General features: G+C 68.8%; 24 protein-coding genes and 2 pseudogenes. 14 read left to right on the top strand and 12 right to left on the bottom strand.

Going from position 1 to position 23,922, the window contains the following annotated elements:
* Positions 1 to 28 precede the first annotated feature (28 nt).
* From OG429_RS00130 to OG429_RS00100, 7 genes are all read left to right on the top strand, one after another.
* Positions 29 to 1,387, top strand: a complete 1,359-nt coding sequence (locus OG429_RS00130; RefSeq protein ID WP_328923229.1) for a pentapeptide repeat-containing protein — start codon at positions 29 to 31, stop codon at positions 1,385 to 1,387.
* The gene (locus OG429_RS00125) at positions 1,384 to 2,091 is read left to right on the top strand and encodes a PIG-L deacetylase family protein (protein WP_328923228.1); all 708 of its coding nucleotides are present in this window, start codon (positions 1,384 to 1,386) and stop codon (positions 2,089 to 2,091) included. The genes OG429_RS00130 and OG429_RS00125 overlap by 4 nt, the downstream gene beginning before the upstream one ends.
* Positions 2,075 to 3,397, top strand: a complete 1,323-nt coding sequence (locus OG429_RS00120) for a UDP binding domain-containing protein (protein ID WP_328923227.1) — start codon at positions 2,075 to 2,077, stop codon at positions 3,395 to 3,397. Before OG429_RS00125 ends, OG429_RS00120 begins: the two co-directional genes overlap by 17 nt.
* A gap of 113 nt (positions 3,398 to 3,510) precedes the next feature.
* Positions 3,511 to 4,560 carry an acyltransferase gene (locus OG429_RS00115; RefSeq protein ID WP_328923226.1) on the top strand — a complete coding sequence of 350 codons (1,050 nt, stop codon included), beginning with the start codon at positions 3,511 to 3,513 and terminating at the stop codon, positions 4,558 to 4,560.
* A complete protein-coding gene (locus OG429_RS00110; protein ID WP_328923225.1) occupies positions 4,557 to 5,252 on the top strand; it encodes an aminotransferase class I/II-fold pyridoxal phosphate-dependent enzyme in 696 nt (231 codons plus the stop codon). The genes OG429_RS00115 and OG429_RS00110 overlap by 4 nt, the downstream gene beginning before the upstream one ends.
* Entirely contained in the window at positions 5,245 to 6,114 is an 870-nt protein-coding gene (locus tag OG429_RS00105) for a sugar phosphate isomerase/epimerase family protein (RefSeq protein WP_328923224.1), read from the top strand. Before OG429_RS00110 ends, OG429_RS00105 begins: the two co-directional genes overlap by 8 nt.
* 123 nt (positions 6,115 to 6,237) lie before the next feature.
* Positions 6,238 to 6,720, top strand: coding sequence for a hypothetical protein (locus tag OG429_RS00100; protein ID WP_328923223.1), 483 nt, complete (start codon positions 6,238 to 6,240; stop codon positions 6,718 to 6,720).
* On the opposite strand, the gene OG429_RS00095 is transcribed toward OG429_RS00100, so the two are convergent.
* On the bottom strand, positions 6,686 to 7,468 hold the full coding sequence (locus OG429_RS00095; protein ID WP_328923222.1) for an IS5 family transposase: 783 nt from the start codon (positions 7,466 to 7,468) through the stop codon (positions 6,686 to 6,688). The two genes, OG429_RS00100 and OG429_RS00095, sit on opposite strands and share 35 nt — an antisense overlap.
* Positions 7,469 to 7,750: 282 nt before the next feature.
* Positions 7,751 to 7,932: pseudogene (locus OG429_RS00090) on the bottom strand (transposase); the annotation flags it as partial.
* A gap of 57 nt (positions 7,933 to 7,989) precedes the next feature.
* Between OG429_RS00090 and OG429_RS00085 the strand changes: the two are divergent.
* A pseudogene (locus OG429_RS00085) lies at positions 7,990 to 8,467 on the top strand (IS5 family transposase); the annotation flags it as partial.
* A 58-nt stretch (positions 8,468 to 8,525) separates the two neighbouring features.
* Here the strand turns inward: OG429_RS00085 and OG429_RS00080 are convergent.
* The 4 genes from OG429_RS00080 to OG429_RS00065 form a co-directional block, all read right to left on the bottom strand.
* A complete protein-coding gene (locus OG429_RS00080) occupies positions 8,526 to 9,209 on the bottom strand; it encodes a hypothetical protein (RefSeq protein ID WP_328923221.1) in 684 nt (227 codons plus the stop codon).
* 261 nt (positions 9,210 to 9,470) lie between these two features.
* Positions 9,471 to 10,391: an IS3 family transposase gene (locus OG429_RS00075; protein WP_328923220.1), complete on the bottom strand. Its 921-nt coding sequence runs from the start codon at positions 10,389 to 10,391 to the stop codon at positions 9,471 to 9,473.
* Complete coding sequence (locus OG429_RS00070) at positions 10,388 to 10,759, bottom strand: transposase (protein WP_328923219.1); 372 nt, start codon at positions 10,757 to 10,759, stop codon at positions 10,388 to 10,390. Before OG429_RS00070 ends, OG429_RS00075 begins: the two co-directional genes overlap by 4 nt.
* Positions 10,696 to 12,321 (bottom strand): IS4 family transposase, encoded by a 1,626-nt coding sequence (locus OG429_RS00065; RefSeq protein ID WP_328923218.1) that lies wholly within the window; start codon positions 12,319 to 12,321, stop codon positions 10,696 to 10,698. Before OG429_RS00065 ends, OG429_RS00070 begins: the two co-directional genes overlap by 64 nt.
* 384 nt (positions 12,322 to 12,705) lie before the next feature.
* Here OG429_RS00065 and OG429_RS00060 point away from each other — a divergent pair, with 384 nt between their 5' ends.
* From OG429_RS00060 to OG429_RS00040, 5 genes are all read left to right on the top strand, one after another.
* On the top strand, positions 12,706 to 13,350 hold the full coding sequence (locus OG429_RS00060) for a hypothetical protein (RefSeq protein WP_328923217.1): 645 nt from the start codon (positions 12,706 to 12,708) through the stop codon (positions 13,348 to 13,350).
* 1,149 nt (positions 13,351 to 14,499) lie between these two features.
* Positions 14,500 to 14,790, top strand: coding sequence for a hypothetical protein (locus tag OG429_RS00055; RefSeq protein WP_328923216.1), 291 nt, complete (start codon positions 14,500 to 14,502; stop codon positions 14,788 to 14,790).
* A gap of 8 nt (positions 14,791 to 14,798) precedes the next feature.
* Complete coding sequence (locus OG429_RS00050; protein WP_328923215.1) at positions 14,799 to 15,551, top strand: XRE family transcriptional regulator; 753 nt, start codon at positions 14,799 to 14,801, stop codon at positions 15,549 to 15,551.
* Between the two features lie 698 nt (positions 15,552 to 16,249).
* A complete protein-coding gene (locus tag OG429_RS00045) occupies positions 16,250 to 16,561 on the top strand; it encodes a hypothetical protein (protein WP_328923214.1) in 312 nt (103 codons plus the stop codon).
* 70 nt (positions 16,562 to 16,631) lie between these two features.
* A complete protein-coding gene (locus tag OG429_RS00040) occupies positions 16,632 to 17,492 on the top strand; it encodes a hypothetical protein (RefSeq protein WP_328923213.1) in 861 nt (286 codons plus the stop codon).
* Positions 17,493 to 17,555: 63 nt separating this feature from the next.
* Here the strand turns inward: OG429_RS00040 and OG429_RS00035 are convergent, their stop codons facing one another.
* Both OG429_RS00035 and OG429_RS00030 read right to left on the bottom strand, forming a co-directional pair.
* Positions 17,556 to 17,762 carry a hypothetical protein gene (locus OG429_RS00035; protein ID WP_328923212.1) on the bottom strand — a complete coding sequence of 69 codons (207 nt, stop codon included), beginning with the start codon at positions 17,760 to 17,762 and terminating at the stop codon, positions 17,556 to 17,558.
* Between the two features lie 59 nt (positions 17,763 to 17,821).
* Positions 17,822 to 19,249, bottom strand: a complete 1,428-nt coding sequence (locus tag OG429_RS00030; RefSeq protein WP_328923211.1) for a helix-turn-helix domain-containing protein — start codon at positions 19,247 to 19,249, stop codon at positions 17,822 to 17,824.
* A 238-nt stretch (positions 19,250 to 19,487) separates the two neighbouring features.
* On the opposite strand from OG429_RS00030, the gene OG429_RS00025 reads away from it, so the two are divergent.
* The gene (locus OG429_RS00025; protein ID WP_328923210.1) at positions 19,488 to 19,754 is read left to right on the top strand and encodes a hypothetical protein; all 267 of its coding nucleotides are present in this window, start codon (positions 19,488 to 19,490) and stop codon (positions 19,752 to 19,754) included.
* 933 nt (positions 19,755 to 20,687) lie between these two features.
* Here OG429_RS00025 and OG429_RS00020 read toward each other — a convergent pair.
* The 4 genes from OG429_RS00020 to OG429_RS00005 form a co-directional block, all read right to left on the bottom strand.
* Positions 20,688 to 20,876 (bottom strand): hypothetical protein, encoded by a 189-nt coding sequence (locus OG429_RS00020; RefSeq protein ID WP_328923209.1) that lies wholly within the window; start codon positions 20,874 to 20,876, stop codon positions 20,688 to 20,690.
* Between the two features lie 43 nt (positions 20,877 to 20,919).
* Positions 20,920 to 21,450, bottom strand: a complete 531-nt coding sequence (locus tag OG429_RS00015) for a GNAT family N-acetyltransferase (protein ID WP_328923208.1) — start codon at positions 21,448 to 21,450, stop codon at positions 20,920 to 20,922.
* 301 nt (positions 21,451 to 21,751) lie between these two features.
* Entirely contained in the window at positions 21,752 to 22,006 is a 255-nt protein-coding gene (locus tag OG429_RS00010; RefSeq protein WP_328923207.1) for a hypothetical protein, read from the bottom strand.
* 589 nt (positions 22,007 to 22,595) lie between these two features.
* Positions 22,596 to 22,868, bottom strand: a complete 273-nt coding sequence (locus OG429_RS00005; protein WP_328923206.1) for a hypothetical protein — start codon at positions 22,866 to 22,868, stop codon at positions 22,596 to 22,598.
* Positions 22,869 to 23,922 lie beyond the last annotated feature (1,054 nt).

Genomic DNA, 23,922 nt, shown 5'->3' with positions numbered 1-23,922 from the left:
GGGATCTCAGCCGAATGAACGTGCCCTGGTGCTAGAGGAACTCTCCGAGTGCACCCAACGACTCGTCGCGTCCACCGGCCGCGGGCTGGATCTGTGCGAGGCCGATCTCAGCGGTCTCAATCTCGCCGGTGCCAACCTGCGGCGGGCCACGCTCAGCCGGGCGAGCCTGCACAACACGAACCTGCGCGACGCCGATCTCAGCGAGATCACGATGGTCTGCCCGGGCATGGAGCGTACAGACCTGCGCGGGGCCAACCTCGAATCGGCCTACGTCCACGCCCTCGCCGCACAGACATGCAACTTCGACGACGCCAACCTCTCCCGGCTGCGAGATGCGACCGGCACGCTGTTCCACGGCTGCAGCATGCGCGGCGTACAGCTGTCCAGCGCGCAGCTCGCCGGCTCCTCCTTCTACCAGTGCGACCTGAGCGGGGGACGGTTGAGTGGCGCGAACCTGCAAGGCTGCCTCATCAACGAGTGCCTGCTCATCGAGGCGAGTCTGGAGCAGGCGCTGCTGGACCAGTTGTCGATCGTGAAGTCGGATCTGAGCGCAGCCTCCCTCGAAGGCGCCTCCGGGCAGGGACTGTGCCTGCAGCGCCTCACCGGAGCCCGGGCGCTACGGCTCGACGCGGCGGTGCTGCCCCGGCTGCGACTCGACCAGGTCCGCGGCGACAGCTGGACGGCCGACTCGATGCACGTCATTGGCGCGGACTTCAGCGACGTGACGGTGCTGGGCATCAACCTCGACAACGCGGATCTTTCGAACACGACATGGCGGACATGCGTGCTCTCCGACGCTCGCCTGCGCTCGGCCACGCTGTCGAACGCCAAGATTGTGTCGTGCTCTCTGCGAGGGCTGGACGCAGAGGGAGCGCACGCGGAGAACCTGCACATCGTCGAGTCAGATCTCTCGGGATCGGCGATGGCGGGCCTGACCGGCCGGTGTCTCGTCGCGCGAGACGTCAACATGCAGGACTGCGATCTGCGGCAGGCCAACCTGTACCGCGCGATGATCACGGGGGATCCGCCGGGGGCGATGAACCTGCGCGGGGCGAACCTCGTCAACGCGGTCCTGGTCCAGGCGTACGTGGCGGCCGACCTGCGGGATGCCGACCTGACCGGGGCCAACTGCGCCTACAGCAGGTTCTCCCAGTCCGACCTGACCAAGGCCCACCTCGATGGCGCCAACATGTACCAGTCGACGTGGGTCAAGGTCGCCATGCAGGGCGCCTCAGTGCGAGGGGTGCGAGCGCCCGTCTTCGTCGACCGGTGCGTCGGCCTCGCCGAAGCCGTGGCCGGCACCGGGGACAGCGCCAGCGACGAGTTCGCGGCCTACCTGGAGAGCTTCAGAGCTGTCCTGGCGAACGCTCGCAAAGGATCGACATGACCCGTGTGCTGGTCCTCGCTGCCCATCCCGACGATGCGGAACTGGCTGTGGGCGGCTCCATAGCCCGGTGGTCGGACAGCGGAATCGACGTCACGGTGGCGTTCTTCTCGGCGTCGGAATCACGTCCCGCGCTGGTCGGGCGCCGCGTCGCCGCCGCAGAGGAGGCCGCAACCATCCTCGGGCACCGGCTGCAATGGCTGGCCGATCCGGCGATCCGACAGGTGGAGCAGGTCACCGAGTTCGAGGTGGTCGAACTCATCGACAGGACCGTCGCCGCGCTGAATCCGGATGTCGTCATCGGGCACTGGCACGGCGACTCGCACGGCGATCACGTCCGGATGGCCCGGGCCACGTTGGCCTCCAGCAGGCGTTGGCCGACAACAGCCCTGCTGCAGTTCGGCCCGAATGAACACCGGGTGCTCAACTACCTGACCTTCGTCCCGAACATCTTCCTGCCCATAGTGGGCCACGAGCAGCGCAAGAAGGCGGCGCTTCGCGCGTACAGCTACGACGGACAGGGCTTTCGTGAACTCGACCTCGACGGTGCACACGTACGCAATGCCGCCCTGGGATCCCTGTGCGGCCTGGCCGCGGCCGAGGGTCTGTACCTCGCGCGGTGCGTCGGGGGCTCACATACCGCGAACGCACTCGCGCGACTACTCGGCACCGAGCCGTCTGGAGGCGAACGTGAGCAGTACATCTGAGGAGACCGACTACGGGCAACTGCTGGGCGATCGCCGGATCCGGCTGGCCGTGTGGGGTCTGGGATACATCGGCTGGTCGACCGTGGAAGCCTTCGCCGCCAAGGGGGTGGAGATCGCGGGCTACGATCCCGACCCGGAGCGAGTAGCCCAACGCAGGGCGACGGAGTCTGGGCTGGACGTGGCAATATCGAGCGACAGCCAAACGGTTCTCAGTGCGAACTGCCTGGTGCACATGATCGCGGTGCCGACCGAGCGGGACGGGGCGCCGTGTCAGGAGTCGCTGCAGGAGGTCTTCGAGGAGCTGGCAGCCGCCATCGCCCACGGCGAACTCAGGGGCCGCTGCCCGATCGTCATCGTCGAGTCCACCTTGACGCCGGGCACCACCGGCCAGCTGATCGTGCCGATCCTGCGGTTACACGGACTGGAGGTCGGCCGTGATCTCGGGCTGGCTCTCGCCCCGCGCCGGGACTGGTTCCTTGCCGAGGGGCAAGGCATGCGGGAGCTGGATCGCATCTACGCCGGCTACGACCAGTTCTCCAGCCGCTCGGCGGCGAGCATCCTCGAACTCGTCAACGACACTCTGCACCAGGCACCGGGACACCTCGAGGGCGAGCTGGTCAAGTGCGTGGAGAACGCGTACCGGCACATGGACATCAGCCTGGCCAACCAGCTGACCCTCGCCTTCCCCGACATCAATATGGTGGAGGTGCTCAGGCTCGCGGGCACCAAGTGGAACGTCGGCACCTACCACCCGAGTTTCGGTACCGGTGGTTACTGCATCCCCCTGGCCAGCCGGTACCTTCTGCTCGGCGCGCCGCAGCCGAAGGAGCTGTCGCTGCTCGAGGCGGCTGTGGAGACCGACGAACGTATCCGCCAGCTCGTTGCGGAGGCGGCGAGCGGCGGCGGACCGGTGTTCGTCATGGGCATCGCGTACAAGGGCAACATCAAGGTCGACATCCTCAGCCCCGCACGTGCCATCGTGACCCGGCTCCTGGAGGCCGGCATCGAGACGACGGTCTGGGACCCGATGTACACCGCCGCGGAGATCGACGCGAAGCTGGGTGCCGCCGTGGCGGCGACCGACGTGCAGTCGCAGGTCGCACGGGCCCGTACGGTGTTGATCGTCGCCGATCACCGCGAATTCCTCGGCGCCGACTGCGTCGACGCCCTCAACGCGCCCCGCGATGAGCGCCTGGTGATCCTCGACAACTATGGCGCGCTCCAGGCGGTGCCGTGGCGGGATCACGTCAGCTACTTCCGCGCGGGAAGCTCTGGTTGGCTGCGGTCGTGCGCGGGAGAGAACTGATGGACGAGGCGGGCTTGGCCGGTGCGCAGCAACTGCGTGACGCGGGCGCGACGGTCGGGGAGGGCGTACGGGCTTGGCTCGGCGAACTGATCGAGATCGGTACCGATGTCGAAGTGGCCGACGGCGCCACCGTGGTCGCCGACCGGCTGCGGCTCGGCGACGGGGTGCGGATCGCCGCTGGGTGCGACCTGCGGTCCGGCTCGATCGTCATCGGTGCGGGCACCGAGCTGCTCGCCGGTGCCGCAATCCTGGTCGCCGATGCGTTCGAGATCGGTACCGCAGGTCGGATCGAGCAGCGTGTGAACATCACCTGCCGATCCTTCCGCGCCGGGAAACTGTTCTACTTCGGCCACGACTCCGCGGTCGGCTACGGCGGGACCAATGCCTCCACGGCGCACGTGCACATTGGTGACCGGGTCGCGCTCGGCCCCCACAGCATCCTCAACGCCAACTTCCCGATCGAGCTCGCCGATCAGGTCGGGTCGGGCTGCAACCTCACCATGTGGACCCATGGGTTTCACTTCGGCCATCGCCTCCTCGACGGCTACTCGGCGGACTTCTCGCCGATCCGGGTCGACTCGAACGTGTGGCTGGGATTCCATGTCACGCTCCTGCCGGGCGTACACATCGGGGCCAACACCATCGTGGCGGCGGGGGCCGTCGTCGCCCGGAGCCTGCCGGCGGACGTGCTCGCCGGTGGTGTTCCCGCCAGGCCGATCAAGCCGCTGACAGCCAAGCCGGTCGACGCGGCGCAGGCCGCGCAACTCGTCGATCATCTGCTCGAACGCTGGTGCGAGGAACTGGCCTGGAAGGGCGTGCACTGGTCCCTGCGCGACGGTGGCGCGGTGGTCGTTGGTGACACCACTGTGAAGAGGTGGGAGCCGGGGGAGCCGGTACCGCCCCCCGAACCCGGTCGCACACTCGTGCTGCTGACAGTGGACCAGGAGCCGCATCTCGACGCGCCGCGGGGGGACACCGTCGTGCTCGGCCTGCGTGAGGGACGTTTGACCGGCCGGCTGACGGACGTCGCCCACGACCTGCGGGACTTCCTGCGCCGTAATGCCCTGCCCTGCGGTGATGAGGAGACGTTCCACGGCTTGCCCACCGGGCCGTTCGCCCGCCTGCAGAATCCCCGGCAGTCGACGTCCGGATTCCTGGCATGAGCGCCAGCGAGATGTCGCGGGCGGTCGATTGCGGGGCTGTCAAGCTCGGGCAGGGCTTTCCCGAGGAGCCAGGGCCAGTGCAGCTCATGGAGGCCGCGTGCGCGGCCATCGTGTCCGGTGCCACCCAGTGTCCCCCCACCCTCGGGCTGCCCGCGCTCCGCGAGGTCATCGCCGGTCACCAGGCGGCCTCCTACGGCATCGAACTCGACCCCGCTCGCGAGATCGTGGTGACCGTTGGAGCGTCCGAGGGCATCACGGCCGCCCTGCTCGAGCCCGGCGACGAGGTCCTGATCCTTGAGCCGTTCTACGATCTCTGCCCCGCCGCGGTACGGTTCGCCCGCGGCGCTGCGGTGCTCGTGCCGTGGGAACTGGTGAGCGGCGGCCCCGATCTGGTCGCCGCCGCGGCAGTCGTGTCCCGCCGTACGAGAGCGGTGATCGTCAACACTCCGGGGAACCCGTCGGGCCGGGTCTGGGACGAATCACTCCTCGACCAGTTCGCCCGGTTTGCGGTCGTGCGTGACCTGGCCGTGATCTCTGACGAGGTGTACGGGCCCATCGTGTTCGACGGGCACCGCCACCAGTGTGTCGCCTCCCCGAGCGGGACGGCGCCGCGGACGTTCACCTTCGCCAAGTCCGCTGCGACGACCCAGGCCGGGATCGACCGGATGCAGGGAGCGGGTCCCCGTGGCTGATCAGCGCGACGGAGGCTTGCGCCTGGGGGCCTCGACCGGCTGCACGTACCACTTCGACGTCGTGACCGAGGAGTCCGTCGACCTGCTGCACGCGATGGGCGTGCGGGACGTCGAGATCTATCTGCAGTGCGAGGCGGAGCTTGACGAGCGATACCTCCAGGATCTGGGTGCCCGGTGCGCCGGCCTCGGGCTTACCGTCACCTCTCTGCACCCGTACGTGTTCGGCTTCGAGAATCTGCTCTTCACGCCCTATCTCCGGCAACGCCGTTGGGCAACCCTGCAGTTCGAGCGGTATCTGCACGCGGCCAGGCTGCTGGGCGCACCGGCATACGTGTCCCACGGGCCGCCGCGTCACCTGGTGACCGACGGCTCGGCGTTCGATTCCAACTACGTGCGCACCACCAGGCAGCTGATCGGCCTGGCCGAGACGTACGGAGTGCGGTACTGCCTGGAGAACGTCAGCTACGGTCTGGTGAGCACGCCCGACGATGCCGATCACCACCTCCTCGAATTCGGCTGCGCGCTGGGACTCGTGGTCGACGTCAAGTCGGCGTGGAAGGCCGGCTTTTGCCCCGCAGACTTCCTGCAACCGCGGCAGCTGGCGGCAGTGTCCCATCTCCAGCTCAGTTTCCGCCGCGAGGGTCGCTATTGTCGCGGCGTTAGCGGCGAGATCACCGACGCCGACGTCATCGACGCACTCAGGCTCTGCCTGCGTCGGCGACCGGCGCTCGTGCCTGTCCTGGAGATCGAGGCACGTCGCGCGCAGGAACTCGCCGACACTGTCCAGGCCACCCGAGATCTGCTTTCCCGGCTGGCGGCTGCGCCTGAACACACCGACGAGCACCTGCACGGGCGAGGTTAGAAGCCGTTGTCTTTCCGAGCGTGATGGGTGTGTTTGCGCTGGTCAGGCATGTGGCTGGTCTTTCGGTGGGAGGGACGAGGTGTTGTGTCGTCTCTTCGGTGGAGGTGCTGGATGCCGTCGGTGATGGGGCTGCTGGAGGAGCGTGAACGAGCCGCTCGGCAGCGAGTGGACGTTCTTCAGGCCGAGCTGCGGGAGGCGGAGGCCGCGTGGGAGCGGTTCGTGATCGCCCGGGAGACGGTGGCCGAGGTCCTGGCGGAACCGTGCGGAGGCGAGGAGGTGCCACCGGTCGTGGTGGCCGGCGGGCGGCCGGCGCGGGTTGTGGGTGCGGTGGCCGGCTCGGTGGTGCCGGTGTGGCGAGAAGGCCTCGGCGCTGCGGTGCTGGCGCCGGATTACCAGCAGCTCGTGGACGTTCTGGCTGGTGGGATCGGGTCGGGTGTCGGGGCGATGGACTGCCGGCAACTCGCAGTGGCGGTCGGGCTGGAGCCGGTGCCTGCGAAGGTGGAGGGAGTGCGGTCGAAGGTGAAGCGCCTGGCCGCGCGGGGATGGCTGGCAGAGGAACGCCCGGGGATGTTCAGTGCCGTCGCCGGGCGAGGCGACGGCTCATGAGCATGCTCATCGACCACAGGATCATCGCCTCGGCGCTGTCGGTGCGGGCTTCGTAGTCGCGGGCCAGGCGGCGTGAGCGCATCAGCCATGCGAACGTGCGCTCCACCAGCCATCTTTTCGGCAGGACGACGAAGCCTGTGGTGTCGTCGCTGCGTTTGACCACCGTCAGCGCGATCCGCAGCACGTTGCGGGCGAGGTCGACGAGTTGGCCGGTGTAGCCGCCGTCGGCCCAGACCAGCGTGATGCGCCAGTGCCGCTCGCGCAGCCGGGCCAGCAGTGTCTGTCCCGCGTCCCGGTCAGTGACGGATGCCGCCGTGACCACGACGGTCAGCAGCAGACCGAGGGTGTCCACCACGATGTGGCGCTTGCGGCCGTTGACCTTCTTGCCGCCGTCGAAGCCCCTGGTCGCGGCCGGCATCGATGCGGCGCCTTTCACCGACTGGGCGTCGATGATGCCCGCCGTCGGTTCCAGGTCGCGGCCGGCCGCTTCACGGATCCGGTCGCGGAGCCGGTCGTGGAACTCGGCCGTCAGGCCTTTGTCGCGCCAGCGTCGGAAGAAGGCGTAGACGCGGTCCCACGCGGGGAAGTCCGCGGGCATCGCCCGCCAGGTGACGCCGCCCGCGACCAGGTAGCGGACCGCGTCGACCATCTGCCGGTGGCAATAGCCCTCCGGCTGTCCGCCGCGGCCCTCCAGCCAGCCCGGCACCGGAAGTGCGGCACGGACCTCGGCCCATTCCGCGTCCGTCATGTCCGACGGATATCGGGGCTCCCGGCTCGGACGATCGCTCGCGTTCCCGTACATGTGGGCGAGGCAGTCACACGACCGGGAAGGCGAGTTGGACGACGCGGGGGACAGCACGAAAGACTGCGGCACCAGGGTCTCCTGACGCTCGGATGGATTCGACACCCACGAGCTGTTCGGGAGGCCCTGCCTTCATGCCCAGACCGGCCGAAGATCACCCGGCCGGGCAACCACACTCGAACTCACGACCACCTTGATCGATAGAGCAACGGCTACTTAGACCATGTCCTATGTGGTGAGGCGGACGAGTCGTTTGTAGCAGCAGAGGGCGGCTGCGAGGCTGAGGAAGGCCAGGTAGTTGCGGGGATTGCGTTCGTGGCGGTGGTTGAGCCGACGGTAGCCGTGAGCCAGGACATGGTGCGTTCGATACCCCATCTGCGACGGCCGAGACGTTCGCTGGACTCGACGCCAGACTCCTCCTCCTGGCGCCGCGCTACATGCTCAGCCTTCGCGCGATCGGCGGCCGCGGACTTACCAGCAAGGTCCACCTCGCCGCGGACCGCAAGTGTCGTCCGCTCACGTTTGTCCTGACCGCCGGGAAGGCCGCGGACGGCCCGCAATTCGTCCCCGTGCCCGAGAGGGTACGCAACCGTCTGCCCGTCGGCCGCCCCCGCACCAGGCACGGTGCCGTCGTCGCAGACAAAGCCTACTCATCCTGCGGCAATCACGCCTACCTGCGCAAACGCGGTATCAAGGCAGTCATCCCGGAGAAGAAGGAGCAAGCCGCCAACCGGATGAAGAAGGGCAGCGGGGGCGGTCGGCCCGTCAGCCACGACACCGACCTCTACAAGGAACGGAACACCGTCGAGCGCCTGATCAACAAGCTGAAGGCGTGGCGAGGCATCGCCACCCGCCATGACAAGACTCCGGAAAGCCACCTCAGCCGGACTCCACCTCCGCGCCTCAATGATCTGGATCGACGACCTCCTCAAAGCCACCGACTGATCACGACATCACACAGGCCCTCAACGAAGCCAGCTCCGGTGATGTGGATCTGGTGTTGTCAGGGGTTTGGGTGCGAGTCCTGGGTGGTGGTGTTGGTTGTTCCCTGGCTGTGGAAGGTGTTGTTCGTGGTGCTGTTGTATGTCGGCAGGGTGCCGCTGAGGTTGAGGTTGGTGGGCAGGAACGAACCGTTCCCAGTGCCGCCGTTCCCGTTGCCACCGTTCCCGTTCCCGGTGCCGCCGTTCCCATTGCAGGTTCCGCCGGTGATGGAGGCCTGGTCACTGGATCTGGCGCTGAGGCCGCCTCCGGCCTGCTCGACGATGGTGGCGGTGTTGGTGACGGTGCAGGGAGCGTCGTCAGCCACGTTGACGATGATCGCGACAATGAAGTCGGCGTCGGGAGGCAGGGAATCGATGTTACAGGTGAGCACGGTGTCCGTGGCGTGCACGCCACAGGAGCCAAAGGGCCCGCGGGTGTAGAAATCCTCGATTGTGAGGCCTTGGGGGAGGACGTCGGTCATCACCGTTGCGCCGATGGCCGCGGCCTGATCGTTATTGCTGATCACGATCCGGTAGAAGCCTTGCCCGCCTCGGGGGAAGTCCCCCGCGTGGGTTTTCGTAATGCCCAGGTTGCCCTGGGCGTATGCGGGTGTGGCCCCGATGGCGAGGGGCAGGGCGGCGCCCAGGGCCAGAACGGTGGCAGCGGCAGAGGCACGCCGCCTCAAAGTGTGGGTAAGCAAGGCCATGGTGGGTCACTCCTGCTCGTGCGATGGTCTTCCGTGGCGGGCGCCGATGACGCGAACGCGACATCGGACCCTTGCACTGACAACAACGGACGTTCAGGGGACCTGATCAAGGGGGTGAGCGGAGATTTCCCCCGATTGCAGGAGGCGGCCGGCGCGAAGGGAGGCGGCCTTGAGAAGGAGCTGAAGTGACGAGCTGGCAGGACCGCAAGCCGGTCGGAGACGCCCACGAGTGAGGTTCCCCCGCAGTGCGGGAGTGGCTGACTAGCTGGTCAGGGCGGGTTGACGTGGTTTCAGGTTCACTTGTTCGGTCGTTGCCTGGTTGGCGTAGTGCTTTTCCTCGTACTCGATGGGGCTGAGATAGCCGAGCTGTTTCTGGATGCGGCGGGGGTTGTAGAAGCCGTCGATGTACTCAAAGAGCGCGAGGTTCGCTTCGGCTCTGGTGGCGAAGGCCCGTCCGCGGATGCACTCGGTCTTGATCACCATCCACAGGTTCTCGGCGAGGGCGTTGTCGTACGAGTCGCCGACCGAGCCCATGGACGCCTGGATCCCGGCCCTGACCAGGCGTGTTGTGAGCTTCACGGACGTGTATTGACAGCCGTGATCGGCGTGGTGAATGAGCTGGCTGGGGGTGACTTCGCGGCTGGCCAGGGCGTATTCCAGCGAGGTGAGGACCAGGTCGGCGTCGGCGCGGGCGGAGGCTTCCCAGGCCACTACGCGGCGGGAGAACGCGTCGCGGATCGCGGAGAGCCACAGTGGGCCCTCCCCGGTGGGGATCATGGTCAGGTCGGTGACCCACAGCCGGTTCGGCCGGTTCGCGGTGAAGTCGCGTTGCACCAGGTCAGGGGCCGGATCCGCGTCTGGGTCACGTCGGGTGAAGCTCTTGCCCCGGCGTGGGCTGATTCCGGCGAGGCCGGCCTGGCGCATGAGCCGTTCGATGCGTTTGCGGCCGACATGGACACCCTCGCGCTTGAGGACGGCGTGCACACGGGGTGAGCCATAGACTCCGCCGGACTCGTCGTGGACCTGACGGATCCTGCTGGTCAGCTCGGCGTCTCGGCGGTGCCGTTCGCACGGCTCGGTCTCGGCCTGGCGCCAGCGGTAGTAGGTGGAGGAGGGGATGTTCAGTTCCCGGAGTACGGGCTCGACCCCCAGGTGCGGGTGCTCGTCGACGAGCTCGGTCACCTGGGCCGGGTCGGGTCGAGCTGGGCCGCGAAAAAAGCCGAGGCCGTCCGCAGGACCTCGTTCGCCCGCTTGAGCTGGGCATTCTCCCTGCGCAAGGCGGCCAGCTCCTCACGCTCAGCGGTGGTGAGCATGTCGCCTCGCTCGCCGGCATCGGCCTCGGCCTGACGGATCCAGTTACGCAGGGCCTCGTGGTGCACACCGAGTTCCTCGGCCATGCGGCGGATCACAGGCTTCGGCTCGGCCGTGCGGTACATCCGGACCGCACGCTCACGCAACTCCAGCGGGTACTTCCAAGACCACGGAGTTATGGCTTGTCCGCCGCTGTCAACAGGGGCGGGGACAGGGGCTTGTGGGTTGGGGTGGTCCACTCGGGTTCGAGGGTGTAGAGGCCCCGGCCGGTGCGGCGGAGGATTCCTTCGCGGACCCAGCGTCCCAGTTCTGCGCGTAGTCCTTGGGGATCCTCCAGTCCGATACCGCGGGCGATTTCACATACGCGCCAGGTGCGGTGGGGATCGGTTCGCAGGAGTTGCAGTGTGCGGTCGCGGCGTCCGTCGGGGCCTGGGCCGGCGGAGGGGTTCACGGTGACACTGATGCTGGTGATCCTGGAGGCGCCCAGGACTTGTGCCTGGTGGGGCGGGGCGGCGTAGCGGGAGATCGGGCATTTGACGCGGCGTGGGTTGACGCGGGCCCGGCGGGGTGGGAGCAGATCGCGCAGCAGGGCCGGTGTGATTCGTCCCGGTCCGGTGTCGGGCAGTACGTCGGCTGCGGCGATGAGCTGGTCTTTTGCGGTCTCCAGGGCGACGGTGAAGGAGGCGCGGTCCGGGTCGGCGCCGGGGAGGGTCTCGACGGCCTCGGCCATCGCGCGGCGCAGTGCCTGGTAGACGGTCAGGTGAGCCCAGAGCTCCTGCTGGATCCCGGTCGCGTCCTGGGATCGCAGCACCAGGCCGTGCTGCAGGGTGTGCCGAAGCGAGTAGAACGCGGACTCGATCTCCCATCGCTCGTGGTAGAGCTCCACCAGCTCTGCGGCGGGGTAGCGACGGTGATCGGTCAGCGTGGTGGCCAGCCGGTAGTGGCCTTCCAGCCGCAGCCCTTTGGCGGTCGTCACCGCGATGTGCGCATCGATGATCCTCAGCCGGGTCCCGTTAATCCTGGTCAGGAATGACCCGTCCGGCAGGAGTGCCCAGCGTGCGGGTGTCCGTGTTCCCTTCAGGCGTACCAGCAGCTGGGCGCCGGTGGCCGCGACTTTCGCGAGGAAGTCGTCGGAGTCGAAGCCCCGGTCGTTGAGCAGCAGCATCCTGTTGTCCAGCAGTGGTAGCAGCTGCTCGGCGTAACCGGTCTCCTTCTCGGGCGTCGGTCCGAAGACGGCGCCGAGCAGGGCCCGGGTTCCGGTCTCGCACAGCACCATGATCTTCAGCATCGGATATCCGTCCGTGCCGTAACGATGCTTGTGTTTGCCCAGCCAGGCGCAGACTCGCGGCCGGTCAGGAGCCTTGGTGGAGCTGCAGCCGTCGAAGGCGACTGTGCGCCAGCACCTGTAACGCACCCCTGGTGTGATCGGCTGTGCCACGGGACCGGCCAGTGTCTCGAAGAGCAGCCGCAGCGGCGCGGCGCCCAGCCGCCGGCGCACCTCTCGCAGCGCCTTCTCCGACGGACGCGGTGGAAGGAGCCCGCGCAGCCCGCAGGTGAGTTTGTCCCACACCCGCATGTAGCCCAGCTGCGGGAAGAGAACCAGTGCCAGCACGAAGTAGACGCCCACCCTCGACGGCAGCAGCCTCAGCCTCCGCTGGGTTCCGCCAGTACGTTCCAGCACGTCATCGACCAGTTCAAAGGGCAGGTGCCGGGTCAGCTCGCCCAGATGCCCCGGAGCGAAGACCCCGTCGGCGACGGTGATGGACGACGTGAGCGTGACGGTGGAACACTGAACGGGCAACGGGGCTCCTTCAGGCGGGAAGACCTTGGTCGGCTTCCTCGCTCTACCAGGAGTCCCGTTGCCCTGACCGGCACTTCTCCCAAATACCTCGCCCCTGTTGACAGCGGCGGACAAGCCATAACTCCGTGGTCTTGGGGTACTTCCTCGGGGCAGGCATCGTCTGGGCTCCTCTCATGAGACCCATCTGACCCTCTGTCACCCATCCCCGCATCTCGGGGGAACCTCAACCCGGTTCTCGGCCGAGCAGGCCGCGGCGGTGGGCATGGTGGAGGCTGCCTGGCCCGAGGCCCTGACCGTCCTGCTGCCGAAGTACCGGCCGGTGGTCATCCGGGACACGATCCTGGCCGCCCTGGCCGCCGGTCCGCTGAGCAGCTGGCAGCGCGGGTGCGGCGCCGGTGGTGGAACCACGGCTACGCCACGGACGCCTTGCCGGGCGGCAAGGGGATCGGCTCAGCGGTCGGTGTTGCGGTGGGCCTGGTGCGCCCGCCCACGGATTGCCCGGACCCGATGTGCGAGGACGGCGCCCGGATCCAACTGGGCCCGCAGGACGTCTGCCCGAAGTGCGAGAAGCGCAGGGCGGAACGCCTTGCCGCGCGGCGGCAGGGCATCGTGCCCGGGCCCCGTGGGGAGACCGGGCCGACCCCGGTGTGGTGGGACTGCGAGGGCAAGGGCTGCACAGCGACCGGCAAGGGCACCCGGCCGACCGATGGCCTGTGCTGGCAGTGCCACGACCGGACCGAGGCCGAGCTGATCGAGCACGCCACGGCGGACCTGCTCGCCGAGCGGGACGCGGCGTACGCCGCCCAGGCCGAGAGGGCCAAGGCGGCCGCCCAGTGGAACGCGATGCTGGCCGACGCCTGCGCCGAGCACGCCGGGCGCGAAGCGGCCAAGAGCGCGGAGGTCCGCGCCCGCCGGGCGGCGGAGGCTGAGGAGGTCCGGCGGCTGCGTGAGCAGCTGGTCCGGGAGCACCCCGAGTTGGCCGCCTACGCCCAGCAGACCGAACCGCAGGCCGCAGCAACCCTGTTCTAGCCGCTATGCGCCCCGCTGAGCGTCTCACAGCCCGTTCCGGCCCCTCCGCCCGTTCCGGCCCCTCCGGCCCCTCCGGCCCGTTCCGGCCCGTTCCGGCCCGTTCCGGCCCGTTCCGGCCCCTCCGGCCCCTCCGGCCCCTCCGGTCGCAGCGGTTCCCGAAAGGCGCTCAGCGGGGCGCCTGCGGCTTCCTGGTGCGGACGGTGTCCTGGTGACGGTCCCTCACGGCCCCGCCGGCACCGACCCCGAGGCTGATTTTGTGTGTGCCCCGGCCGGAGCGACCGATCCCAAGGCGTGCACGCGTGCGCGTGCACCCGCGTGCGCGGGAAGCCCACCGGAGCTGTCGTGGGGGGCCTGTCGTGCGGGTCGGCCTGTCGGCGCGACACGAGCGGTGTGTCCTGCGGTGGGGGGGTCTGAACCGTGGGTCTGGGATGGGTGCGACAGCCTCGGGGCGGAACCGGAGTGCGGCCGACTGCTGAAGCCCTGCGAGGAGAGGATCCGGCCTCTCCGGCCGGAGTGGGGACCGCGACAGGCCCGGCACGGGCTCTGCGTGGCCGCGTGAGGGCCGAACGGCGAGACCCCGGGTCCTTTGTTGGAGAGGGCCCTGAAAGGCCCTCAGGTGGCGTTGTGCGGGTTTTGGTCCGCTGGTTGCCTCGGGTACGGCAAAGGCCGATGTCCGCACCGTGGGTACGCTCATCGGCCGCCGTGCGGGCCACGCGCCAACGTGACCCGCAATGTCCCTGGTGTGTGCCTTGGTTGGAGCCAGTAGCAGACAGGGCGCCTGTAAACGCGCATGACTCGCCATCGGGGATAGCGCGCGTAACGAGGTTGAGGCTACGGCCGCCGTGGCTGAGGTATCACTTACCTTGCTGGGACAAAAGTCGGGCCAATGAATTTCGGACGCCCAGGAAGCAGCATTTTCGCAGGTCAGAGGTCATGCGGGTGCGTTGGGCTCGGGGCCAACAATTGGGACATCTTCGGGGCCAACACAGGGCTCTTGGCGTAGAGGGGCTACGGGCTGGGATTCTTGGTCGGCAGTGCTTCGTTCCGCTGCTCAGGTGACGCCAATCACCTAGCGGAATTCGGCCTGTTGGAGCCAGTAGCAGCCGGTCGGCGGCCCTAGAGAGGGCCGTCGACCCCTACCCGTGAAGGGTGTCTGAATTGAACACGATCGACGGGGCCTCGGCCCCGGCCTCCGGCGTGCGCTTCGGCATGGCCCACGCCTTCGTCATCGCCGCCTATCTGGCGGCCGCCGTGCTCCTCAGCCTCATCGCGCACATGCCCGTGCAGGACATCCTCGTCCTGCTGGGCGGCGCTGGCGCGGTCAGCGTCGCCGTCCTGGTCGCCTCCAACGTCAGGAACGGCAAGGGCGGCGGGGGCGGCCTGCTGCGGCGGCTGCTGAACGCCGCCCTCGGGGGCCCCGGCAACGGGAGCGTGAACTAGTGGGCCGGGTGGGGCGCCCCGAAGCCCCTGTCGACCACACGGTCCCCGCGCTGGGGGAGCTGGCCCAGTTCCTCCGCGACGTGCGAGGCGGTATCCCCTACAGCACGCTGGCGGAGCGCAGCCAGCGGGGAGCCTCCCCCCTCAAGCGCGCCGCGTCTGGGAAGACGCTGCCCACCTGGGAGTGCGTTGAGGGGTATCTGGGCGCCTGTGGCATCAGCAGCGGCACCCCCCACCACGAGCGCGCGCGGCAACTCCACTCCCGCGCGCAGGAGGCCTGGCGCCGGCCCAGCGGCTCTACGGCCGTACCGCGGCCCGACCTCGCCTCCAGCGAAGCCGACCTGAGCCGTGCCCTGCGGGACGCCTACGCTGCCGCCGGTCGCCCGTCGCTTCGAGTGCTGTCCGAGCGGGCCGAAGGCTGGAACCTGTCCCGAAGCACGGCCCACCGCATCGTCAACGGGCAGGCCATGCCCGTCGACATCCTGCAGTACCTGAGCTTCCTTCAGGGCTGCCAGGTGTCGCGCGACAGGCTGCCGGCCTGGTTCGCCGCCTGGTCCCGGGTTCGGGATGTGAGCCCGTTCGCCGTGTTCTGGCTCGTTCAGTTCCACTCCTCCCAGTTCGGTCCCCAGTACAACGAATGGGCCAGGAAGCAGCAGGTGTACCCGAAGCCCAGTTGGTTCGACGCGGCGGAAGCGGCCATAGCTCGACGCGCCGCCAACTCGCCGATCGACGCCCGGCGCTTTGTAGAGCGCCTCGCAGCCTGAGCGAGGAACCGACGGCGGGGCGGCCCTCTCCAGGGCGGCCCCGCCGTTCGCGCGTGCACTGCACCCGCGTGCACATGGGCCGCGACCACGTCCCGGCCGGGTGTCACACCGGCCTGTCACACGCCCTGTCACACCGGGGCCGTGTCACGGGTCTGACCATGGCGCTAGCCCGTCAACCCCCGTGGGAGTCCTTGTGTGACACACGCTCGGCCCCGATCCGCCCTGGCGCACATGGGGGTACCCATCGGGGGAGCCCATGGGGGGATCCAAGGGGGTGCGCGAGGGGGGTACGCATGGGGGGAACGTGCGCGCGGACTCACCGCGCATCGTCCCTGGGCAGGCGCCATTTTTTCGACCGGTGACTGGCCAGACTTTAGGTCTGGGCGGGGCGAAGGGGCGGGTTGTGGGGGGATCGGGGTGGAGGTTGGCGGGTGGGGATGAGGTGGGTGTGGAGGCTGGCTGGTTTCCCGGGTGATTGCGGGGGTTGTGGTCGTTAGCGTGGCGTGATCACGAGAGCGGGAGGCATGGTGCGGCGGGTTACGGGTTACGGGTTACGGGTTGCGGGTGTTGGGGTGGCGGCTGTGATCCTGGCGGGCTGCGGGGGTTCGGGGACGGACGCGAAGGGGCCTGCAGGACCGTCTGTGGCGTCGGTGCTGGCGTCTGGGACGGCTGACCCTCAGGCGGCGGAGAAGGCCGCTGTGCTGGCCGTGTACGCGGGTATGGGGGCGGCTGAGGTCCGCTCATACGCCGCGGGAGCGCTGGACCCGGAGCTGGAGCGCTACGCGACCGACACGGCGCTTGCGGACATCAAGGCGACGCTGTTCTGGTACCAGCAGAAGAACACCGTGTTGGCGGGGCAGCCGGCCCGCTCCGCGGTGGTCGACTCGATCGACACCGCCAGCGATCCGCGGCGCGCGGTCATCACCGACTGCGTCGACTCCAGCGGCTACGACAAGGTGAGCAAGGACGGCACGCCGGTGGCGGTGCCGTCCGGGCCGCGCACGTGGTGAAGTCGACCGCGCAGCGCACGGGCACGGGGCCGTGGCTGGTCTACAGCTCGACGATCGAGCGGGACCGCACGTGCTGAGCTGGCCCCGGCTCGGGGCGGCGGCCGTGGCGGCCGGCCTGCTCTGGGCGGCCGCCGTGCCGCTCGCGGTCGCGGACGGGCCTGGGGGCGGGGTGGTGTGCCCGCCGCGGGACCTGGACTGTGACATCACAGCTCAGGACCCGGGCCAGCCCGCCCCGGGCAAGCCTGGCGGCAAGCCGGGCAAGCCCCCTGGGGAGGTGGGCAGGCCCTCGTGCGCGATCGACGGCCAGGAGGTGCCCTGCTCCACCCCGGAGATGGGCACGTTCAACTCGGCGGACTCCTGCTACTGGAAGCCGACCGACGGCCCTGCCGGGGGCCTGCCGCCGGGGTTCGACACGGGTGCACCGGAGGGCTGGAAGCCGGGGGATCCGGGCGGGCGGCTGTACCTGGTCACCTGCCCCAGCGCGAACGGTGACGTCCGCGGCGGGATCCGCGGGTCCGCGACCGGTCCGGCCAGCGGCGGTGTCGACGTCCAGGCGCTCGCGCAGCAGGCGGTCGAGCGCCTGCGCCTGGAAGGGCCGGACATCGGCATCGTGCCGAAGCCTGAAGGCAAGGGCCTGGTCGGGATGCCGGTGTGGATGTGGAACCGGCCGGGCCCGACCCGCACCGGCCCGGCCACCGCGTCCGCCTCGGCCGGGTCGGTGACGGTCACCGCGACCGCCACGGTCCGCACGATCGTGTGGTCGATGGGCGACGGCGCGACCATCACCTGCACCGGGCCGGGCACCCCGTACTCACCGGAGTTCGGGAACATCTCCTGGGCCGGCGCTGGGCAGACCGGCACACTCACTACCACCCGCGAGAGTGCCACCAGCCTTGCGATCGGTGAGCTCCAGGTCCTCAACGTGCCCTGAACTGGGCAGAAAGAACTCACCGCTTGCCTAGTGGTGACTACAGATATGGCCGGTGACGGCCGGTCAGTGGTCGGCCGCCGCAGTTCCGGGGCCCAGGTGGCGGCGGCCGGGCGCGGCGGCGGACCGGTCGGCGGGGCTCGTGGCCGAGGTGGCCTCGGCGGCCGGGGCCACCTCGACCGCCTCGGCCGCGAGGAGTGCCCGGGGGCCGGCTGCGGCCGGGGTGTCGGTGGCGGGACGGGGGCCCGTGCCCAGCGGGCGGCGCGTGATCACCCCGCCAGTGTGGCCCGGGCTGTTCCCCAGGGGAACGCGGGGCTCTCCGTCGTGGTGTGTCAGAGCAGTCCGAGTAGGTCTGCGATCCAGTGGCCCCAGGTGTCGGTGCCGGTGGCGAACGGGACGATGACGCTGGCGATCAGGGTGATCGGGGCACAGCAGAAGATCAGGGTGTAGGGCCACTCCGCGTGGGGAGAGGGCTTGTCGGGGTTCGGAGCGATCAGTGTCGCGCCTGTTCCCCCGATGATCGCGGAGGCCAGTAGCGCTCCGAGGGCGGTGAGGGTCTTCGAGGTCCCCGATTCGGTATCGCTTTGGAGGACGGCGGTGGCGCCGAGGTAGATCACGGCCATCGCGGCCAGGACAAGGACCGCCGTCATCACGTCCGACGTCCTGGCCGTGCGCCCTTTCCCGATCCTGTCGTAGGAGGCGGCGAAGGTTTTGACCTCTAAAGAGGTTGCGCCCAGCCCGCGCAGGACCGGCCTAAGCCGGCGCCAGTCGTGCGGGAACTCGCCATTGGCGAACCATCGGTCCATCAGGGCAGTGTCCTCTTGCGTGGAGCTGTTGCCGTAGGGCCTGCTGGGGCTCAGGCCGGCGAGTTTTTCGGCTGGCCAGACCCTCTTGCCGCCGGCCCGGGCGCGTAGCGCCCGCAGCTGCCCTGTGAACTGTTCTTTGGTGTCCGCACGACCCAGGAGCGGCCTGCGCTCCGGCGGAGGCGCGGGGGTTGGCATCAGCGGCTTGAAGGTGCTGGTGGAAAGATCCCGTGGCGGGAGGGGAGCCGGGGCTTCCCGCTCCGCCTTCCCGCTGGTGGCCTGCGTTGACACGGCGGGAACGGCGCCTTCGAGCGTTCCGCCGGACATGGTGGTGGCGGTGCTCTCGTCGAGGAGGGTCTTGTTCTGGCGGCGCAGGACTTCGACTTCTCGCTGTACGAGGACGACCTGGTCGTGCTGCGCGGTGAGTTCCGCCTCCAGCCGGCGGGTGTAGGCCTGGGCGTCCTGGAGCTTCTTGTCCTGCTCGGTGACACGCTGTTCGAGGACGCCTAGTCCCGTCTCCGCGTGGCGGGCCTGCTCCAGCGCCTGCTCCAGCTCACCGGCCAGCTGGTCCGCATGCTCCTTGAGCGCGGCCAGTTCCGCCTCACCGGCCTGTTTCTCTCCCTGTACCCGGGCGAGTTCCTGCTTGAGGATTACCAGCTGGACGGCCGGTGACCGGCTGGCCTCATGGGCCCGGGCGCACAGCTCGTCAAGCCGCTCCCGCACTCCGGCGTCCAGGGGCCGGCCCCGCTCCGCGAGGAACGAGTCCAGGCGCGCGACGAAGGTGGGCGGGGCGACCCTGTCGCCGCTGAGGTAGCGCGAGAGGGTGGCCGGGGCGACATGCGCGGCGACCGCGATCTCCTTCTGCGTGCCGCCCTGCATCGTGAAGCCGTGCACCGCGGCGCGCAGCGCGGCCGCGTAGGCGGCGGCCGCCAGCCCGACCGCCTTCGGTTCACCCATCCCCGTGCCCCCTCGTCGACCGCCCCGCGCGTGCGGTCTGGCGCAGGCCGGATCCACGATTGTCACGCACACGCGCAGCAGGGTGAAAGTCCCCTGAGTCCAAGGGCGTTGACCTGCTGTTACCGGTTGAGCGGGAACCGCCGTTCCCTCTGCCGCACCAATCCGCCGCGCTCGACGCTTGATCCGTGGCCGCACCCAGCGCCACACGGATAAGCGGAAGTGAGGCACAACGGTGAACATGATTCGGAACCTGGTAACCGGCGCCCTATCGGCAGCGGCCGGCCTGGTCGCCACTCTGTACCCGGCGGTGGAGGTCCCCGCGCTGCTCCTGGGCCTGGCCACTCTCACGGTTCCCGCACTGCGCGCGGTGCTGCGCTACCGGCTCCATGCCAAGGCCGTCGACAAGGCCGCCGCGGGTGACCTTCCCGCGCTTTTCCAGGCCTTCGGCGCCACCGAGACCGGTCAGACCGGTGAGGAACCGGCGCTACCTGCTACCGGGCCGTAGCCATACGAGCCGGTATCTCCAAGGGCGTGCGGCCGGTCCTGCGGCCAGGGTCCGGCCTGAGCGTCACCGTGCACCCGTGATCACCTGCGGGTCTACAGGAGGCCTGCGGTGGTGGCGAGCCAGGTGCCGGCTGTCACCTGGTAAGCCCCAAAAGGGGGTCATGGGAATGGAGCTGTCCTGCAGACGAGTTCGCACATACAGTCGGGATCATTGCCTGACGGAGCGTGAGGGGTGAGGGCTTGTCTGCGTGCCCACGGTGCCGACAACTTGACCAGGTTCGAAGCGTACGCACCGTCTATGAGGGCGGAGGCGGCAGCTCCGGAGGAACGGCTTCCCCGTCGAGTTCGTGGGGCGGCGGGGGCTCTGTCGACTACAGCGGATGGAACCAGAGCGATCTCGCGTTGCGGGTCAGCCCTCCCAGGCACCAGAGGGCTGAGGTAGATAGCTGTGGCTGCTACTTCGGCATGCTCGTGTTCTTGATCCCCGTGTACCTGCTCATTGCAGGCCCTGACCTGGGTACGGCGAAAGCCCGCACCATAGCGGCAGTGGCCGTGGTCTTACCCTGCGCGCTTCTCGTGCTGCGCTGGCTCCTGCGTTCCTCTGCGGATGCCTCAAGGGCCGACCGCGAGAGCGAGGAGCTTTTGCCGTTCCGGGTGCACGTTTGGCGGGAGGCGAGCGTCTGCCTCCGCTGCTATATCGCCTTCTGGCCTGTGCGCGACGGGCGCCGACATGTCGTACCTGTCGATGAATTCCAGCAAGCAGTTTGGGATCTGGCCATTGAGTTGCGGCAGAACAGCCAGGAGCCGCATCGTCGGGGGTGAGCGGGTCTTCTGGCCGGCGGATGCGTACGGGCTTGGGCTGGTGCGGCAGGCCACCGGCTTCGGCCAGGGCTCGGCCTGAGGCGCCACTGTGCACCCGTGATCACCTGCGGGTCTACAGGAGGCCTGCGGTGGTGGCGATCCAGGTGCCGGCTGTCACCAGGGGCTGGTAGGTGATGAAGTTCCCGGCGGTGAGCGCGATGGGCATGGTGATCAGGGTGGTGGCGGTCACGTAGGGCAGGGCGTCGGTGCCGCCCAGCTGGTGATCGCGATGGTGGCGCCGGCGATTGCGGCGAGGACGCACCGAGGTCGATGTTCACGAGAAGCGACAGCACCCGCTGGCGGGGTTACGCAGTGGAGCGCCATTCCCCTTCGAGGCTGCTGAAGATCATGGAGTCTCGCCAGCCGTCGTGGAGCAGTGCCGTGTGGCGCAGGCGTCCCTCATGCGTCATACCGATCTTGGATAGTACTCGGGAGGAGCCGAGATTCCTCGGGTCACAGGTGGCATGGATCCGATGGAGCCCCAGCTCGCCGAACCCGTGCGCGAGCAGCTGCCGGCCTATTTCCGTGCCGATGCCCTGCCCCCATACCCGGGGATGCACGATGTATGAGATCTCGCCCTGGCGCTGCTTATGGCTGCGGACATGCAGCTCACCCATGCCCACCACATCCCGCCCGACGCGGGCGACGTAGGGGAACCGGCGCTGAGGGGTGCCCGACCAGGCCTTGACCGCGGAGTCCACGAAGTCCTGTGTCTGGACCTCTGTGTTCGGCCCCCAGGACTGATAGCGGCATACCTCCGGGAGGCACGCCCAGGAGTGAACGGCCGGCCAGTCCTCCAAAACGATCTCGTCCAAGGTTACCGAGTGCTGACTCATACGACGATCATGAACGGGTCGCCGCGCGAAGATCAAGGTCAAGGAGCCCATCACGCTTCGCCGACGGCTATGCGGGAGAGGCCTGGTGCTGTCAGTTCTCGTGAACATTGCGACGCGCTCCCTGGCCGAGTGTGCCTCCCCAACCGACGTCGAATCGCTGCTCCTTCTCGTGGACAGAGCCACCCGTAGGCGGGTCAAGACCCAGGCTGGCCTGCGGCCAGTGAGTATCTCGGTGTCGTGCGTAGCGTAGATGCCAGTTCGGCGCAGGGTTGGGTCGGTGTGCAAGCCATGTGGGCTCGCTCTATCTGTACGTGATCGCGGTCCCGTAGGCCACCAGACTCGTGTAGGAGATGCCCGGAATGGCGGTCACGCGCGCTCCGATGACCTCGTGGGCCCCGAGCTCCGCCGCGCTCACGCTCAGGGAGGAGAGCGCTCCGCCGGCCTCGAAGCATCTACCGCCCCAAACTATCCAACTGCTGGCGACGGTGCGGGCCTGTTGAGGGCTGTCGACGGTGACGACCGCGACCGGAAAGGGAAGTTTCTGTTTCTTCGCCATAGACAGGGCATGCTGCCAGGGGCCCGATCCGTCCGGCAACGGGCAGGATGCACCGCGCGCGGCCAGCTGATGCCTGGGCGCCTCGGATGCCGTTGTCGTCCTGGCTGGGTGTCAGGGACTCAGGTTCCTCAGGGTAGGCGCGGGGGCAATGTGGAGGAGGACCCGGGCTGATGCCCCTTGCTGTGGAGCTCAGGCGAGCGGACCATATGGGGTTGATCCGACGGACGGGGAATCCATGACATGTCAGACGTGTTCAAACAGCGGGAACTGCCACAACTGTGGTGGAACGGGACAGCGAGGCGGTTCCGGGGCTGACAAGTGCTCTAGCTGCAACGGTTCTGGCGACTGCCGGGGGTGCGGCGGGCGCGGTTGACCGGCCGGGCTGGGGGCTCATCGTTAGAACGCGGAGGGTCGCCCACCTGGTGGGCGGCTCTCCGCGTGCCGCCTCTCAGTTCCGTGGCGTACGCCCTCCGGTCGCTGCTTGACGCCGCCGGTCCGGGTGTTCCGACTGGGAACACCCGGACCGGCCGTCTGCCCTGTGTGGGCCCGGCTGTCCCTCCGGATGGCCGGGCCCGCGCGTCGTGTGGTGTTACTGGTGCCACAGGTGCCGCAGGGCGGGCAGCGTGAGGGTCAGGAACACGGCGAAGGTGGCGGCGCCGACCGCGAAGGGGTCGGCCCAGGCCGGCGCCCACCGGACGAAGAGCGCTGCGCCGATGGCGAGCACGGTGCCGAGCATCGTGAGGGCGAAGGTGATCACCAGGAGGAGGACGGGTCGCTCGCGCCGCAGCCGCGCCAGCTCTGCGTCTGTCTCGGCGGCCTGGGCGGCCGTGGTCTCGTTGGTCTGGGTCGTGGTGGTGGTCATGGTGGTCCTTTGGTTGGGCCGGCAGGGTGCCGGGCTGTGGGTGGTGCGAGGGCAACTGTGTGAGTCCGGCTGTCGGGGTGCGAGTTCTCGCGAATTTGCGTTCCGTGCCTGGTCAGAGGCCGCCGAGTGCGTCCGTGACGCGGATTCGCGAAGGCTTGACACGGAGCCGTCCGCCATCGCCGGTTGAGGTTGCACCGGGGGCGGGTTAGGCCCGCAAGTCCCGTCTCCGGCGTCCCGCTGTGGACTGTCCGTCACGCTGGCGATCGTGGAGATGAGACTGAGCAGGATTTGTCTGCGGGACCTAGTGATACGGAATTCGTGGCGTTATTCAATGTTTCTCCGGAGACCTGCATGAATTTTCTTTGTGCGACGCCCTGAATTCTCAGATCACTCCTGACGGACCATCAGTTTGGTGTGTTTTCGTGGTTGGTGGGGCCCCGGACGGCGGGCTGGGGGGTTAGCGCTCGCGTGTGGGCCGTTCCTGTCCTCGGACACCCCTGAGGTATCTGTGCAGTTCAGGAGCCTGGAGACGCCCAGTCAGGGGCGTTCAGGGACACGGTTCTTGGGTCCGGGTCGGGTACCGTGCCCACGGTGCCCGGCCGGCCAGGCGCTGTATGGGCATCGTGGGGTGGATCCCAGATGCTATCCGCTCCTCAGAGTGATGCACGCGAGGTCCAGGCGGGCCCGGATGGGGAGCTCCCTGAGCACCAGGCCGTGGTGCATCAGGCCCCGCGGCCGGCCTCCTGCCCAAGCCACGCAACCCGCCCGGGGTCACCCGGGCCCGCAGCGCGGGCCGTTCGGGGTGGAGCGCAGCGGAACCCCGAACCCGTCCGGAGCGAAGCGCAGGACTCCGGCCCAAAGGGCCGGCCCTGGCTCGGCGAAGCCGAGCCCCGTCGAGCGCAGCGAGGCGGTTCTCTCCTGAGCGCGCAGCGCTCAGGAACTTCGGAGCAGCCGAGCACCGCGAGGCAAGGGAGCGAAGCGACCGCACCCGGCCGAAGGCCGGGCCTCGCCGAGCGCAGCGAGGCGACTCTCTGTCACAGCGCGCAGCGCTGTG

This window comes from Streptomyces sp. NBC_00190, assembly GCF_036203305.1.
Lineage (GTDB): Bacteria > Actinomycetota > Actinomycetes > Streptomycetales > Streptomycetaceae > Streptomyces.
The sequence above is the reverse complement of the archived record's forward strand: the minus strand, read 5'-3'. Positions and strand labels throughout refer to the sequence as shown.